Annotated in this window: 13 protein-coding genes and 1 other annotated feature; of the genes, 9 read left to right on the top strand and 4 right to left on the bottom strand. The window is 56.7% G+C overall.

The features are described from left to right. Nucleotides 1-39 precede the first annotated feature (39 nt). The 8 genes from apt (at nucleotide 40) to GRPL_RS01880 (ending at nucleotide 8,890) form a co-directional block, all read left to right on the top strand. A complete protein-coding gene (apt, locus tag GRPL_RS01845) occupies nucleotides 40-591 on the top strand; it encodes an adenine phosphoribosyltransferase (protein WP_032689198.1) in 552 nt (183 codons plus the stop codon). 92 nt (nucleotides 592-683) lie between these two features. Then, complete coding sequence (gene dnaX / locus GRPL_RS01850; RefSeq protein ID WP_032689197.1) at nucleotides 684-2,597, top strand: DNA polymerase III subunit gamma/tau; 1,914 nt, start codon at nucleotides 684-686, stop codon at nucleotides 2,595-2,597. Further along, nucleotides 1,927-1,991 (top strand) — a sequence feature (DnaX frameshifting element). Its footprint overlaps the gene before it by 65 nt. Nucleotides 2,598-2,654: 57 nt before the next feature. Then, nucleotides 2,655-2,987, top strand: a complete 333-nt coding sequence (locus GRPL_RS01855; protein WP_004858807.1) for a YbaB/EbfC family nucleoid-associated protein — start codon at nucleotides 2,655-2,657, stop codon at nucleotides 2,985-2,987. Then, nucleotides 2,987-3,592: a recombination mediator RecR gene (gene recR / locus GRPL_RS01860; protein WP_004858810.1), complete on the top strand. Its 606-nt coding sequence runs from the start codon at nucleotides 2,987-2,989 to the stop codon at nucleotides 3,590-3,592. Before GRPL_RS01855 ends, recR begins: the two co-directional genes overlap by 1 nt. Nucleotides 3,593-3,703: 111 nt before the next feature. After that, on the top strand, nucleotides 3,704-5,578 hold the full coding sequence (gene htpG, locus GRPL_RS01865; protein WP_032700678.1) for a molecular chaperone HtpG: 1,875 nt from the start codon (nucleotides 3,704-3,706) through the stop codon (nucleotides 5,576-5,578). Between the two features lie 209 nt (nucleotides 5,579-5,787). Continuing rightward, nucleotides 5,788-6,432: an adenylate kinase gene (gene adk, locus GRPL_RS01870; protein WP_032689196.1), complete on the top strand. Its 645-nt coding sequence runs from the start codon at nucleotides 5,788-5,790 to the stop codon at nucleotides 6,430-6,432. 127 nt (nucleotides 6,433-6,559) lie between these two features. Then, complete coding sequence (gene hemH, locus GRPL_RS01875) at nucleotides 6,560-7,522, top strand: ferrochelatase (protein ID WP_032696517.1); 963 nt, start codon at nucleotides 6,560-6,562, stop codon at nucleotides 7,520-7,522. Between the two features lie 63 nt (nucleotides 7,523-7,585). After that, entirely contained in the window at nucleotides 7,586-8,890 is a 1,305-nt protein-coding gene (locus GRPL_RS01880; RefSeq protein WP_032689194.1) for an inosine/guanosine kinase, read from the top strand. A 99-nt stretch (nucleotides 8,891-8,989) separates the two neighbouring features. Here GRPL_RS01880 and ybaL read toward each other — a convergent pair whose 3' ends face one another. Together ybaL and GRPL_RS01890 are read right to left on the bottom strand one after the other, a co-directional pair. Further along, on the bottom strand, nucleotides 8,990-10,666 hold the full coding sequence (gene ybaL, locus GRPL_RS01885; RefSeq protein ID WP_032696516.1) for a YbaL family putative K(+) efflux transporter: 1,677 nt from the start codon (nucleotides 10,664-10,666) through the stop codon (nucleotides 8,990-8,992). Nucleotides 10,667-11,011: 345 nt separating this feature from the next. Further along, complete coding sequence (locus GRPL_RS01890) at nucleotides 11,012-12,232, bottom strand: MFS transporter (RefSeq protein WP_032700677.1); 1,221 nt, start codon at nucleotides 12,230-12,232, stop codon at nucleotides 11,012-11,014. A gap of 163 nt (nucleotides 12,233-12,395) precedes the next feature. Between GRPL_RS01890 and ushA the strand changes: the two genes are divergently transcribed. Beyond that, nucleotides 12,396-14,048, top strand: coding sequence for a bifunctional UDP-sugar hydrolase/5'-nucleotidase UshA (gene ushA / locus GRPL_RS01895; protein ID WP_032700676.1), 1,653 nt, complete (start codon nucleotides 12,396-12,398; stop codon nucleotides 14,046-14,048). 140 nt (nucleotides 14,049-14,188) lie between these two features. Here the strand turns inward: ushA and ybaK are convergent, their stop codons facing one another. Beyond that, the gene (ybaK, locus tag GRPL_RS01900) at nucleotides 14,189-14,668 is read right to left on the bottom strand and encodes a Cys-tRNA(Pro)/Cys-tRNA(Cys) deacylase YbaK (RefSeq protein ID WP_004858826.1); all 480 of its coding nucleotides are present in this window, start codon (nucleotides 14,666-14,668) and stop codon (nucleotides 14,189-14,191) included. 201 nt (nucleotides 14,669-14,869) lie between these two features. After that, on the bottom strand, nucleotides 14,870-15,664 hold the full coding sequence (locus tag GRPL_RS01905) for a TraB/GumN family protein (protein WP_032689189.1): 795 nt from the start codon (nucleotides 15,662-15,664) through the stop codon (nucleotides 14,870-14,872). Nucleotides 15,665-15,711 lie beyond the last annotated feature (47 nt).

Here is a 15,711-nt window from a genome sequence, read left to right as displayed (position 1 = left end):
CTGCCCGTGAGTAACACCGTTTTTATCAGGCATAAACTTATGACCGCAACTGCACAGCAGCTTGAATATCTAAAGAACAGCATCCAAAGCATTCAGGACTATCCGAAACCGGGTATTCTTTTCCGCGATGTCACCAGCATGCTCGAAGACCCGAAAGCCTATGCGTTGTGCATTGAGCTGCTGGCCGAGCGTTATAAAAACGCCGGCATAACTAAAGTGGTGGGCACTGAGGCGCGTGGTTTCCTGTTTGGCGCTCCGGTGGCGCTGGCGCTGGGCGTGGGTTTTGTGCCGGTACGTAAACCGCGCAAGCTGCCGCGTGAAACCATTGCGGAGAGCTACGAGCTGGAATACGGTACCGATCAGCTGGAAATTCACGTCGATGCGATCACCGCAGGCGATAAAGTTCTCGTCGTTGACGATCTGCTGGCGACCGGCGGCACCATCGATGCAACCGTGAAGCTGATTCGCCGTCTGGGCGGCGAAGTGCACGACGCCGCCTTTGTGATCAATCTGTTTGATCTGGGCGGCGAGCAGCGCCTGGAAAAACTGGGAATCAACTGCTATAGCCTGGTCCCGTTCCCGGGTCACTAAGCAAATCCCGCCACATAGCCTCGCTGATTGAGCGGGGCTGTGATAGCATGACCCCCTCGTGATTTCACCTTCCAGCGTTTCAGAGCCAGCCCATGAGTTATCAGGTCTTAGCCCGTAAATGGCGCCCACAAACCTTTGCTGACGTCGTCGGCCAGGAACATGTGCTGACCGCACTGGCGAACGGCTTATCGTTAGGGCGCATTCATCACGCTTATCTCTTTTCCGGCACCCGCGGCGTGGGGAAAACCTCCATCGCGCGTTTGCTCGCAAAAGGGTTGAACTGTGAAACCGGTATTACCGCCACGCCGTGCGGCGTGTGTGATAACTGCCGCGAAATAGAGCAGGGGCGCTTTGTCGATCTGATTGAGATTGATGCCGCTTCCCGTACCAAAGTCGAAGACACCCGCGACCTGCTGGACAACGTCCAGTATGCGCCGGCCCGTGGCCGCTTTAAGGTCTATCTGATCGATGAAGTCCACATGCTGTCGCGCCACAGCTTCAACGCGTTGTTAAAAACGCTGGAGGAGCCGCCTGCGCACGTCAAATTCCTGCTGGCGACCACCGATCCGCAGAAGCTGCCGGTGACGATCCTGTCGCGCTGTCTGCAGTTCCATCTTAAGGCGCTGGATGTCGAACAGATCCGCCATCAGCTTGAGCATATTCTCGGCGAAGAGCAGATTACCTTTGAGTCCCGCGCGCTGCAGCTGCTGTCGCGCGCGGCGGACGGCAGCCTGCGCGATGCCTTAAGCCTGACCGATCAGGCGATTGCCAGCGGCGATGGTCGTCTGACGGCGGAGTCGGTCAGTACCATGCTCGGCACGCTCGACGACGATCAGGCGCTGTCATTGATTGAGGCGCTGGTGGCGGCCGATGGCGAACGCGTCATGGCGGGCGTTAACGAAGCGGCCTCCCGCGGCGTTGAGTGGGAAGCGCTGCTGGTTGAAATGCAGAGTCTGCTGCACCGGATTGCGATGGTCCAGCTCTCTCCTTCGGCGCTGGGCGCCGATATGGCCGCGGTGGAGCTGCGTATGCGTGAACTCGCGCGCACCGTGCCGCCCACCGATATACAATTGTACTATCAGACGCTCCTGATTGGCCGCAAAGAGCTGCCGTATGCGCCGGATCGGCGCATGGGTGTGGAAATGACGCTGTTGCGTGCGCTGGCATTCCATCCGCAAGCGCCGCTGCCGGAACCGGAGGTGAAGCCGCTACCGGCAACGCTGGCCGCGCCTGTGCAGGCGGCGCCGGTATCTGCTCCGCCGGTACAGCCGCCGCCGCAGAATCTACCGCAAACCACCAGTCAGGTTCTGGCGGCACGCAGCCAGCTGCAGCGTAGCCAGGGAGCACCCACCCCAAAAAAGAGTGAACCGGCAGCCGCATCCCGCGCGCGGCCGGTGAATAACGCTGCGCTGGAGCGACTGAGTTCAATAACCGAGCGCGTGCAGGCTCGTCCGGCCGTTGCTGCGGTGCAGGAAAAGGCTCCGGCCAAAAAAGAAGCCTATCGCTGGAAAGCGACGACAATTGTCGAAACGGTGAAAGAAGAGGTCGCGACGCCGAAGGCGCTGAAGAAAGCGCTGGAGCATGAAAAAACGCCGGAGCTGGCGGCAAAACTGGCGCTGGAAGCGGTCGAACGCGACGGCTGGGCGGCAGAGGTTAATCAGCTGGCGGTGCCGAAGCTGGTCGAGCAGGTGGCGCTGAATGCGTGGAAAGAGCAGGACGGTAATCGTATCTGTCTGCATCTGCGTCCGAGCCAGCGGCATCTCAATTCCGCCGGCGCGCAGCAAAAGTTGGCCGAAGCGCTCGGCGTGTTGTACGGTTCACCGGTTGAATTGACCATCGTGGAAGACGATAATCCTGCGATGCGCACGCCGCTGGAGTGGCGGCAGGCAATTTATGAAGAGAAGCTCGCGCAAGCGCGCGAAGCGATTATTGCGGATAACAACATTCAGACGCTGCGCCGGTTCTTCGATGCGGATCTGGATGAAGAGAGTATTCGCCCCATTTGATTGCAAGTTTGACTTGCGGTCAGCATCCTTAACGATGACTTACTGAGAGAGAAGCCTATGTTTGGTGGAAAAGGCGGCCTGGGTAACCTGATGAAGCAGGCCCAGCAGATGCAAGACAAAATGCAGAAAATGCAGGAAGAGATCGCGCAGCTGGAAGTGACCGGTGAATCCGGCGCAGGTCTGGTGAAAGTGACCATCAACGGTGCGCATAACTGCCGTCGCGTGGAGATTGATCCGAGCCTTCTGGAAGACGACAAAGATATGCTGGAAGATCTCGTCGCTGCGGCGTTCAACGATGCGGCGCGCCGTATTGAAGAGACCCAGAAAGAGAAGATGGCTTCCGTCTCCTCCGGCATGCAGCTGCCGCCTGGCTTTAAGATGCCATTCTGATGCAAACCAGCCCGCTGTTAACTCAGCTTATGGAAGCATTGCGCTGTCTGCCGGGCGTTGGCCCGAAGTCAGCGCAGCGCATGGCGTTTACGCTACTTCAGCGCGATCGTAGCGGCGGGATGCGTCTGGCGCAGTCATTGACGCGCGCGATGTCGGAAATCGGCCACTGTGCCGATTGCCGCACCTTCACCGAGCAGGAGGTGTGCAATATTTGCAGCAATCCGCGCCGCCGTGAAAATGGCCAGATCTGCGTGGTGGAAAGCCCCGCAGACATCTACGCCATTGAGCAGACCGGGCAGTTTTCCGGGCGCTACTTTGTCCTGATGGGCCATCTGTCGCCGCTTGATGGCATCGGACCGGATGATATCGGGCTCGATCGTCTGGAGCAGCGTCTGCGCGACGAATCAATGCAGGAAGTGATCCTCGCCACCAACCCGACGGTGGAAGGAGAGGCGACCGCTAACTACATAGCCGAACTCTGCGCGCAGTATGGCGTAGAAGCCAGCCGTATCGCCCACGGCGTACCGGTAGGCGGCGAGCTGGAGATGGTTGACGGCACCACGCTGTCGCACTCCCTTGCCGGTCGGCACAAGATTCGTTTTTAACCAAACGGAGGCGCTTTTTGGGGCCTCCGCTTGAAAATTTCCCCTTCAGTCCCCATCTCCCCTTCAACGGTTTTTTTACCATTAACAATGGCATTGTTGAGGTTGATTTAGATGAAAGGACAAGAAACTCGTGGTTTTCAGTCAGAGGTTAAACAGCTTCTGCACCTGATGATCCATTCTCTTTATTCCAATAAAGAAATTTTCCTGCGTGAACTGATTTCCAACGCCTCCGATGCGGCCGACAAGCTGCGTTTCCGCGCGCTGTCCCAGCCGGACCTGTATGAAGGCGATGGCGAGCTGCGCGTGCGCGTCTCTTTTGACAAAGACAACCGCACGCTGACCATCGCCGATAATGGTATCGGGATGAACCGTGAGGAAGTGATCGACCATCTCGGAACGATTGCCAAATCCGGGACAAAATCTTTCCTCGAATCAATGGGCTCCGATCAGGCAAAAGACAGCCAGCTGATTGGTCAGTTTGGTGTCGGCTTCTACTCAGCGTTTATCGTGGCTGATAAAGTCACCGTGCGTACCCGCGCGGCGGGTGATAGCGCGGAAAACGGCGTGTTCTGGGAATCTGCCGGCGAAGGCGACTACACCGTTGCTGATATCACCAAAGCCGACCGCGGCACTGAAATTACCCTGCACCTGCGCGAAGGTGAAGATGATTTCCTCAACGACTGGCGCGTGCGTTCGATCATCAGCAAATATTCCGATCATATCGCGTTGCCGGTAGAGATTGAAAAGCGCGAAGAGGTTGACGGCGAAACGGTGATCTCCTGGGAGAAAATCAACAAGGCCCAGGCGCTGTGGACCCGTAATAAGTCGGAAATCAAAGACGACGAATATAACGAATTCTATAAACACATTGCCCACGACTACAGCGACCCGCTGACCTGGAGCCACAACCGCGTGGAAGGCAAGCAGGAGTACACCAGCCTGCTGTACATCCCGTCGCAGGCGCCGTGGGATATGTGGAACCGCGATCACAAGCATGGCCTGAAGCTGTACGTGCAGCGGGTCTTCATCATGGATGAAGCCGAGCAGTTCATGCCGAACTACCTGCGCTTTGTCCGCGGCCTCGTCGACTCCAACGATCTGCCGCTGAACGTGTCGCGTGAAATTCTGCAGGACAGCAGCGTGACCCGCAACCTGCGCACCGCGCTGAGCAAACGCGCGCTGCAGATGCTGGAAAAACTGGCCAAAGACGACGCGGAAAAATATCAGACCTTCTGGCAACAGTTTGGCCTGGTGCTGAAAGAAGGCCCGGCGGAGGACAGCGCGAATCAGCAGACGATTGCTAAGCTGCTGCGTTTCGCTTCTACCCATACCGATTCCGCCGCGCAGACCGTGTCGCTGGAAGAGTATGTCTCCCGCATGAAAGAAGGGCAGGAGAAGATCTACTACATCACCGCGGACAGCTACGCCGCGGCGAAGAGCAGCCCGCACCTCGAGCTGCTGCGTAAGAAAGGCATCGAAGTTCTGCTGCTCTCTGACCGCATCGACGAGTGGATGATGAGCTACCTGACCGAGTTTGACGGCAAGGCGTTCCAGTCGGTGGCGAAAGCCGACGAATCGCTGGATAAGCTGGCGGATGACGTCGATGAAAGCACCAAAGAGGCCGAAAAGGCGCTGGAACCGTTCGTTGAGCGCGTGAAAACGCTGCTGGGCGAGCGGGTGAAAGAGGTTCGTCTGACGCACCGTCTGACCGATACGCCGGCTATCGTCACCACCGACGCGGACGAAATGAGCACCCAGATGGCGAAGCTGTTTGCCGCTGCGGGCCAGTCTGCACCGGAAGTGAAGTACATTTTCGAACTGAACCCGGCTCACCCACTGGTGAAACGCACGGCGGATACGCAGGATGAGGCCCGGTTTGGCGAATGGGTTGAGCTGCTGCTCGATCAGGCCCTGCTGGCCGAACGCGGTACCCTGGAAGATCCTAACCAGTTTATTCGCCGCATGAACCAGCTGCTGGCTTCCTGATCGCTTCGTTGTTTGTCCACCCCGGCCCGCGCTTACGGTGCGCGGGCCGGGGTGGACGCCTCCTCTGATGGCGTAAAATCCGCCTTTCAAGCAAAATAAACCCTCCATTAACCGTTTCAGCCGCTCCGCCTTCCTTGAGCCATCTGCGTTCTGGTGGTATGGTTTAGCGTTTTTGAAAAATTGAATCGACTTTTGAGGGGATTTTCGTAATGCGTATTATTCTGCTTGGCGCTCCGGGCGCGGGTAAAGGAACTCAGGCTCAGTTCATCATGGAGAAATACGGAATTCCGCAAATCTCTACCGGTGACATGCTGCGCGCTGCGGTGAAATCTGGCTCCGAGCTGGGCAAACAGGCAAAAGACATTATGGACGCCGGCAAGCTGGTGACCGACGAACTGGTGATTGCGCTGGTTAAAGAGCGTATCACCCAGGAAGATTGCCGTAACGGTTTCCTGCTCGACGGCTTCCCGCGCACCATTCCGCAAGCTGACGCCATGAAAGAAGCGGGCATCGCCGTTGATTACGTTCTGGAATTTGCTGTACCGGACGAACTGATCGTTGACCGTATCATTGGCCGTCGCGTACACGCGGCTTCCGGTCGCGTTTACCACATCAAATTCAACCCGCCGAAGGTTGAAGGCAAAGACGACGTGACCGGTGAAGAGCTGACCACCCGTAAAGATGACCAGGAAGAGACCGTACGTAAGCGTCTGGTGGAATACCATCAGATGACGGCGCCGCTGATCGGTTACTATCAGAAAGAAGCTGAAGCGGGCAACACCCGGTACGCGAAGGTTGACGGTACGAAAGCCGTTTCCGACGTGCGCGTTGAGCTGGAAAAAATCCTCGGTTAATCCCGTTGGTTCTCATCCTGCCGCGGCGGGATGAGAACATCTCTCATTCTACCTTTTTCTCTGATTGGTTCCGTTTAGCGCCATTTCAGCTACAATTGTCAGCGATTCAAATGGTTAAGAGGCGGTAATGCATCAGACGAAAACAGGTATCTTGTTAGCCAACTTAGGCACTCCCGATGCGCCCACGCCCGATGCGGTGAAGCGCTATCTGCGACAATTTCTCAGCGACAAGCGGGTGGTTGATACGCCCCGTCTGCTGTGGTGGCCGCTTCTGCGCGGCGTGATACTGCCCCTGCGCGCGCCGCGGGTCGCGAAACTTTATCAGTCCGTGTGGATGGACGAGGGCTCGCCGCTGATGGTTTACAGCCGTCGACAGCAGCAGGCTCTGGCCGCGCGCCTCCCTGATACGCCGGTTGCTTTAGGCATGAGCTACGGCTCGCCTGCGCTGGAAAGCGCGGTGGATGAACTGCTGGCCCAGGATGTTGGCCACATCGTCGTGTTGCCGCTGTATCCGCAATACTCCTGCTCCACCGTGGCGGCAGTATGGGATGAGCTGGCGAGAATTCTGGCGAAAAAGCGGGCCATCCCCGGTATCTCCTTTATTCGTGATTATGCCGATGATGCCAGCTATATCGATGCGCTGGCTGCCAGCGTTCGCGCATCGTTTGCCGTGCACGGCGAACCGGATGTGCTGCTGCTTTCTTATCACGGCATACCGCAGCGCTTTGCCCAGGAAGGCGATGATTACCCGCAGCGCTGCCGCGATACCACCCGCGAGCTGGTCTCCGCGCTGGGACTTTCGCCGGATCGTGCGATGATGACCTTCCAGTCGCGCTTTGGCCGTGAGCCGTGGCTGACTCCCTACACCGACGAGACATTGAAAATGTTGGGCGAGAAGGGGGTGAAGCATATTCAGGTGATCTGCCCGGGCTTTGCTGCGGATTGTCTGGAAACGCTGGAGGAGATTGCGGTGCAGAACCGGGAAGTCTTCCTCGAGGCCGGCGGGCAGAAATATGAATATATCCCGGCGCTAAATGCGGACAGTGCGCATATCGAAATGATGGTGAACCTGACGGCGCCGTATCGCTAATCGCGTGCGGCAGGGGGAATATGCTATTATTCCCCGCTTGTTCACTGCCATTAAATCGCCACTATGAAATTTCCCGGTAAACGCAAATCCAAACACTACTTTCCCGTTAATGCCCGCGATCCGCTGTTGCAACAAACGCAGCCGGAAAATGAATCCAACGTCGCGTGGGTGGTCGGCATCGATCAAACGTTGGTTGATATCGAAGCCAAAGTAGATGAAGCGTTTATCGTGCGCTACGGCCTCAGCGCCGGCCATTCTCTGGTCATCGAAGATGATGTCGCTGAAACGCTCTACCAGGAGCTGGTACGGAATAATTTAATTACCCACCAGTTTGCCGGCGGAACGATTGGCAATACCATGCACAATTATTCGGTGTTGGCCGATGACCGCTCGGTATTGCTGGGGGTCATGTGCAGCAATATCGAAATCGGCGGCTACGCCTATCGCTATCTGTGCAACACCTCCAGCCGTACTGACCTGAACTATCTGCAAGGGGTGGACGGGGCCATTGGCCGCTGTTTTACCCTGATTAGCGACGCGGGCGAACGAACCTTTGCCATCAGTCCGGGCCACATGAATAAGCTGCGTCCGGAAAGCATTCCGGAAGAGGTGATTGCCGGTGCCTCTGCGCTGGTGCTGACTTCGTATCTGGTGCGCTGCAAGCCTGGCGAGCCGATGCCGGATGCGACGATGAAAGCCATCGAGTATGCCAAAAAGCATGATGTACCGGTGGTGCTGACGCTGGGAACGAAGTACGTCATTGCCGATAACCCGGAATGGTGGCAGCAGTTCCTCAAGGAGAACGTCTCTATTCTGGCGATGAATGAAGAAGAAGCCGAAGCGCTGACCGGACTGTCCGATCCGCTGCTGGCTTCGGATAAGGCGCTGGAGTGGGTGGACCTGGTACTGTGTACCGCCGGGCCAGCGGGGCTGTATATGGCCAGCTTTACGGAAGAGGAAGCCAAACGTAAAACTCAGCATCCGCTGCTGCCGGGGGCGATTGCCGAATTCAACCAGTATGAGTTCAGCCGGGCGATGCGTCACCAGGATTGCGTTAACCCGCTACGGATTTACTCGCATATCGCGCCGTACATGGGTGGGCCTGAGAAAATCATGAATACCAACGGCGCCGGTGACGGGGCGCTGGCGGCGTTGCTGCACGATATCACCGCCAATAACTACCACCGGAATAACGTGCCGAACTCCAGTAAACACAAGTGCAAGTGGCTGACCTACTCGTCACTGGCGCAGGTGTGCAAATATGCGAACCGCGTCAGCTATCAGGTGCTGAACCAGCATTCGCCGCGTTTAACCCGTGGCCTGCCGGAGCGAGAAGATAGTCTGGAAGAGGCATACTGGGAGCGTTAAGCCCGTTTCCCCTCTTGCGCCGCGTGAGGGGGGAGAGCGCAACAGTTGCAAGGCCTGGCTGAGCGCCTCTCGCTATCCGAGAGGCGCCATGGTAGGGGATTATCCGGTAACCACTTCACCCGCCGGCGGCGTCTCCAGTAGCAGCAACATCGCGCGGGCGATTTCTCGCTCGCCCATCACCACCTGGTTTGCGCCGCGTTCGGTAATGTAATCCACTTCATCATCATAATGCGCCCGGGCGATAATCTCGATATTCGGGCATTTCTCGCGGGCGGCAGCGACGATTTCCCCGGCCTCATAGCCGTTAGGAATGGTCAGCAGCAGCCAGCGGGCGCAGTCCAGATGCGCCAGATTCATGATCTCTTCATTCGCCGCATTGCCCAGCACCGCACGAATACCGCGCGCGCGCAGCTCATCGACGCGGGTGCGCGACGTTTCGATAACCACCAGCGGAATACCCTGGGCCATCAGTTTTTCGCCCAGCAGGCTTCCGACGCGGCCAAAGCCCACCAGCAGCGCGTGGTTGCAAATATCGACCGGAATTTGCTTCTCTTCTTCGAGCACTTCTTCGAAGGTCTGCTCATCCAGCGTTTCGGTTTTATCGAGGTATTTTTCCAGCAGCGCGAAGAGCACCGGGTTAAGCATGATAGAGATAATCGCCCCGGCCAGTACCAGATTTTGTCCGGCCTGCGGCAGCAGGTTCAGCGCCATGCCAAGCCCGGCGAGAATAAAGGCGAACTCACCGATTTGCGCGAGGCTGGCGGCGATGGTCAGCGCGGTGCGCGGCGAGTGGCCGAACATCCGTACGAGGAAAAAGGCGACCACCGACTTGCCGAAGATAATGATCGCCAGCGTCGCCAGCACCGCCAGCGGTTGCTCCAGCAGGATCATCGGATCAAACAGCATTCCCACGGAGACAAAGAACAACACGGCGAACGCATCGCGCAGCGGCAGCGTGTCGTGCGCGGCGCGGTGGCTGAGTTCGGATTCGTTCAGGACCATACCGGCGAAAAATGCGCCAAGCGCAAAGGAGACGTCGAACAGCTCAACCGCACCGAAGGCGATCCCGAGAGCGAGGGCCAGAACCGACAGGGTAAACAGTTCGCGGGAGCCGGTGGCGGCGCTGCGGGACATAATCCACGGTACCAGACGACGACCTACCAGCATCATAATGGCGATAAAGGCAATCACTTTCCCGATGGTGATCCCCATATCGACGGCCAGCGACGCCAGGCCAACATCGCCTTTCTCCGCCATACCGGCGACGGCCGGCAGCAGAACCAGCGTCAGAACCATTACTAAATCTTCGACGATGAGCCAGCCGATGGCGATCTGCCCTCGTTGGCTATCAATAAGCTGCCGTTCTTCCAACGCGCGCAGCAGCACCACGGTACTGGCGGTAGAGAGACACAGGCCAAATACGATGCCGGTCATCAGCGACCAGCCCAACACGGCAGAAAGCGCCATACCCAGCAGCGTTGCCACGGCTATCTGGGCAATCGCGCCGGGAATGGCGATCGACTTTACCGCCATCAAATCCTTCAGGGAGAAGTGCAGCCCGACGCCAAACATCAGCAATATGACGCCGAGTTCAGCCAGCTCCGGCGCCAGTTTGGTATCGGCAACGAAGCCTGGTGTAAAGGGGCCGGATAACACGCCTGCTAACAGGTAGCCCACCAGTGGCGAAATGCGCAGCTTATTGGCAATCATGCCGAAGATAAAAGCGAGTACGAGCCCACCGACAATGGTGGTGATAAGCGGTGTTGCGTGGTGCATTCCGTCTCCTTGTATGTGGTGAGCCAATCCATTTTCAGTATTAAACACGCCATCCTTCAGGCTGCCTCTGCGTTAGCTTCGCGCATTCACCGAATCATCCCTGTGCCAGAGATTCACGCGCGCTACCTTGCGGCAACCCGGAGGTAGGTGTCTAAACCTAAAAAACCGAGTAATAGTTTATGACAGTTTTAGCCGTTTTGTTTATGAATAATTGTTGAATTATGCAGAAAAATGGAATTAACCTGCAAAAAGGCACAGATCGGAAAACTACGGCAGCTAATGAGCGGGAGTGCTGACAGGATAAGGGATTACGGCGGCCAAAGTTTCACTTTAGCCGCCGTATAATCAGGATTTTTGGCGGTTGTCAGGAAGGAATATCGTCAATATGCCGAGAAGTGGCAGGAAAGCACAGATTTTATAAACCAGCTCGATACTGGTGTGGTCTGCTAACAGCCCCAGAACGGCGGCTCCGAGGCCACCCATACCAAATGCGAAACCGAAAAACAGACCAGAAACCATGCCGATACGTCCCGGTAACAGCTCCTGGGCGTAGACCAGGATTGCCGAAAATGCCGATGCGAGGATAAATCCAATGATCATGGTCAAAATCCCCGTCCACTCCAGCGTGGCGTAGGGTAAAACAAGGGTAAAGGGAGCTACACCGAGGATCGAGCCCCAAATTACATATTTACGCCCAATTTTATCGCCTACTGGCCCGCCAATCACCGTTCCTGCGGCAACGGCAAACAGGAAAATAAACAGATGAACCTGCGCATTCTGGATCGATAATCCGAATTTATGCATCAAATAAAAGGTGTAATAGCTGCTGATGCTCGCCATATAGAAATATTTCGAGAAAATCAGCATCAGCAGGATGCCGACGGCAAGAATCACTTTGTTTTTCGGCAGCGGACTGGCGACGACGATCTTCGGTTTACCTTTATTCATCCGATGCTGTGCGGCATACCAACGGCTGATTTGCGACAGCACGACGATGGCCAACAGCGCGGCCAGGACGAACCACGCGACGTTACCTTTGCCGTAAGGGGCGATAATCACCGCCGCCAGCAGCGGACCCAGAGAACTGCCAAAGTTACCGCCGACCTGGAATAGCGACTGAGCCAGTCCATGACGGCCGCCGGAGGCCATCCGCGCCACGCGCGACGATTCCGGATGGAATACCGAAGAACCGGTACCCACCAGCGCGGCGGCAAGCAGCACCATGCCAAAACTTCCGGCCAGCGCCAGCAGCACCAGGCCGCTGAGGGTGAAGCACATGCCGATCGGCAGCGACCATGGCATCGGGTATTTGTCGGTCCAGTAGCCGACCACCGGCTGAAGCAGCGAAGAGGCCAGCTGGAAGGTCAGGGTAATCATCCCGATTTGCACGAAGGTCAGGGAGAACTCCGACTGAAGCAGCGGGTAAATCGCCAGAATCAGCGACTGGATCATATCGTTCAGTAAATGGGAAAGGCTGATGGCGCCCAGAATACCAAACGAGGTGCGTGCTTTTTGCGGCGCAGCAGCGGGGCCGGATAAGGGTTGAACGGTCTGATTCGTCGCCATAGGTTCACTTTGAGAGCGTTATTGTGGATGCAGGTAGAATTATTATCTGACTAACATACCTGCCCCTAAGGTTTGAAGGAAGTCTCAATTCGGAAAACATATTTGTCTGTCGACGTAACTCGCTATACTTTCGGCACTTGTTTATTAAGTCAGGGAGAGAAATATGCATTTTTTAAAACGGGCGCTAGCGCTGGGGCTATTTACCGCGCTGTCTTTGGGAAGCTTATCCGCACAGGCTTATGAGCAGGATAAAACCTATAAAATCACTATCCTGCATACCAACGATCACCACGGGCATTTCTGGCGTAATGATTACGGTGAATATGGTCTGGCGGCGCAAAAGACGCTGGTCGACGGGATCCGCAAAGAGGTCGCCGCTGAGGGCGGAAGCGTTCTGCTGTTGTCCGGCGGCGATATAAATACCGGTGTGCCGGAGTCGGATTTGCAGGACGCAGAGCCAGATTTTCGCGGCATGAACCTGATTGGTTATGATGCGATGGCAGTGGGCAACCATGAGTTTGATAATCCGCTCAGCGTACTGCGCCAGCAGGAGAAGTGGTCTAAGTTTCCGTTCCTCTCCGCCAATATCTACCAAAAAAGCACCGGCGAGCGCCTGTTTAAACCCTGGGCGCTGTTTAAACGCGGGGGGTTAAAAATCGCGGTTATTGGCCTGACCACCGATGACACGGCCAGGATAGGTAACCCGGAATATTTCACCGACATTGAATTTCGCAAACCGGCGGACGAGGCCAAACTGGTTATCCAGGAGCTGCAGCTGAATGAAAAACCGGATGTGATTCTGGCGACCACCCATATGGGCCATTACGACAACGGAAATCATGGTTCTAACGCCCCGGGTGATGTCGAAATGGCGCGCAGTCTGCCGGCAGGATCGCTGGCGATGATCGTCGGCGGTCATTCGCAGGATCCGGTCTGTATGGCCTCGGAGAATAAAAAACAGATCGATTATGTACCGGGCACGCCGTGCGCGCCGGACAGACAGAATGGGATCTGGATCGTTCAGGCGCACGAGTGGGGGAAATATGTCGGTCGTGCGGATTTTGAGTTCCGCAACGGCGAGATGAAGCTGGTGCACTATCAGCTGATCCCGGTCAATCTGAAGAAGAAGGTGACCTATGATAACGGCCAGAGCGAACGCGTGCTCTATACGCCGCAAATCCCGGAAAACCCGCAGATGCTGTCGCTGCTGACGCCATTCCAGAATAAAGGCAAAGCGCAGCTTCAGGTCAAAATTGGCAGCGTGAATGGGCATCTTGAAGGCGATCGCAGCAAGGTACGTTTCGTGCAGACCAATATGGGACGTCTGCTGCTGGCGGCGCAAATGGCGCGTAGCAATGCCGATTTTGCCGTGATGAGCGGCGGCGGTATTCGTGACTCCATCGAAGCCGGGGATATTACCTATAAAGATGTCATGAAGGTGCAGCCGTTCGGTAACGTGCTGGTGTATGTCGATATGAGCGGCAAGGAAGTGACGGAATATCTGACCGCCGTGGCGCAGATGAAACCTGACTCCGGCGCCTATCCGCAGTTCGCCAACGTCAGCTTCGTGGCGAAAGACGGCAAGCTGAATGATCTGAAAATCAAAGGCGAACCGGTCGATCCGACGAAGACCTACCGGATGGCAACGTTGAGCTTTAACGGGACCGGCGGTGACGGCTATCCGCATATCGACACCAAACCGGGTTATGTGAATACCGGTTTTATCGATGCCGAAGTGCTGAAAGAGTATATCCAGAAAAACTCACCGCTGGACGCGGCCGCCTATGAGCCGAAAGGCGAGGTGAGCTGGCAGTAACGCGTGAGGATATCCCCGGTGGCGCTGCGCTGACCGGGCTACGGATTCGCCACGATCTGGGGGATGAGTAGCCTGGTCAGGCGCGCCGCGCCGCCTTCGGGATCGCCCCGTTTTACAGGTCCCTGTACGCTGAGGCGCGATTAATCGCGGCGGGCGATATCGGCGAATTTGGCGTCGAGAATCTTCGCTAAATCGCTGGCCGCCAGCTCAATGTCCAGCCCGCGCTTGCCGCCAGAAATATAAATGGCGTTAAACGCCTGGGCCGGGGCATCAATCAGCGTCGGTAGCCGTTTCTTCTGTCCGAGCGGGCTGATGCCGCCGACCAGATAGCCGGTCGTACGCTGGGCGACCATGGGATCCGCCATGTCCACCTTCTTCGCGCCCAGCGCTTTGGCCACTTTTTTCAAATCCAGCTGCCCGGCCACCGGCGTCACCGCCACGGCCAGATGTTTCATATCCCCGTTGACCGCGACCAGCAGCGTCTTATAAACCTGGTCTGCGTTCAGCCCCAGCTTGCGTACCACTTCATCGCCGAAGTTGGTTTCATTGGGGTCGTGATCGTAGCTGTGGATCTTAAAAGCAATTTTGTTTTTTTCGAGTAACTTAACGGCGGGAGTCATACTTATCCTTCTTACCAACCGATCTCAGGTGCTGTCAGCATACGCCCGTTGAATGTGTAAAAAATAGTACCATCTTGCGCAATAGTATTGGCAGTGATGGTCACTTTGAGCGACAATCGAACGATCCGGAATGCAAATTCCGGGATAATAATAATGATGAAATTCCTCTTTGACGGGCCAATAGAAATATTGGCCATTTTTTTACGTCAGCATATCAGGCAGATTCCCTTCACCGTATAAATGCAGCGCCCCGACGGCGACAACATAGCGCCCCGGCGGCAGCGCCAGCAGCGTCTCGCGCCATGCCTGATTGCGCTGATGCATGAGCACATCGTACAGCGACTGGCTAAAGGTTGTCGGCAACGTGGTGACGCCTTTGTCGGGCGGCTGCTCCAGCCACCAGCCGATCATCACCTGCAAAAGACGGGCGTTGGTGCGCCAGTGGGTCAACGTATCCTCCAGCAGCGCCAGTCCGCCGTCCGGGAGGTCGCGCAGCAGCGCTATCTGGCTGTCGGTGCCTTCAAGCTCCATCACCCGCACCTTGCTCTCACGCGCGGCCATCAGCAGCTGGTAGTCAATGCCGTAATCCGCACGCAGCCCCAGCTTCTGAGCCTGCGTTGCCTGTAACACCATCGCCACCTGCCAGAGCGGCTGGCTGTCAAACGGCGCCGTCGACAGCCCGAGTTCCGCGGCCCGACTCTCCAGCTCGACGAGCTGCTGCGGGGTTAAACGCTCGGCCAGCGGCGGGCAGGCGGGGAGGTCAGCAAAGGGCGTTTCGTTGCCGGTGATATCCGCCTCCACGATGAGGGCGTCGGCCTGACGAATTTTTTTCAGTAGCCTGGCGGGAGGAGGGGACATGTCGCGTGTGCCCATATGAATACTGCCGACCAGATGCAAATAGCGCTCTCCGGGAAGGGTAATATCCAGTGCGGGCCAGGAATAAGACGCGCCGACGGCGGCACGCCACAGCATTTTTATTCGGTTTAACAGGCCCATACGCGCTCCGTAGTGTGAAGTCTTCATGCTAGCGCGTATGGGTCATA

The organism is Klebsiella planticola ATCC 33531 (assembly GCF_000735435.1).
GTDB lineage: Bacteria > Pseudomonadota > Gammaproteobacteria > Enterobacterales > Enterobacteriaceae > Klebsiella > Klebsiella planticola.
This window is presented reverse-complemented; position numbering and strand designations above follow the sequence as displayed.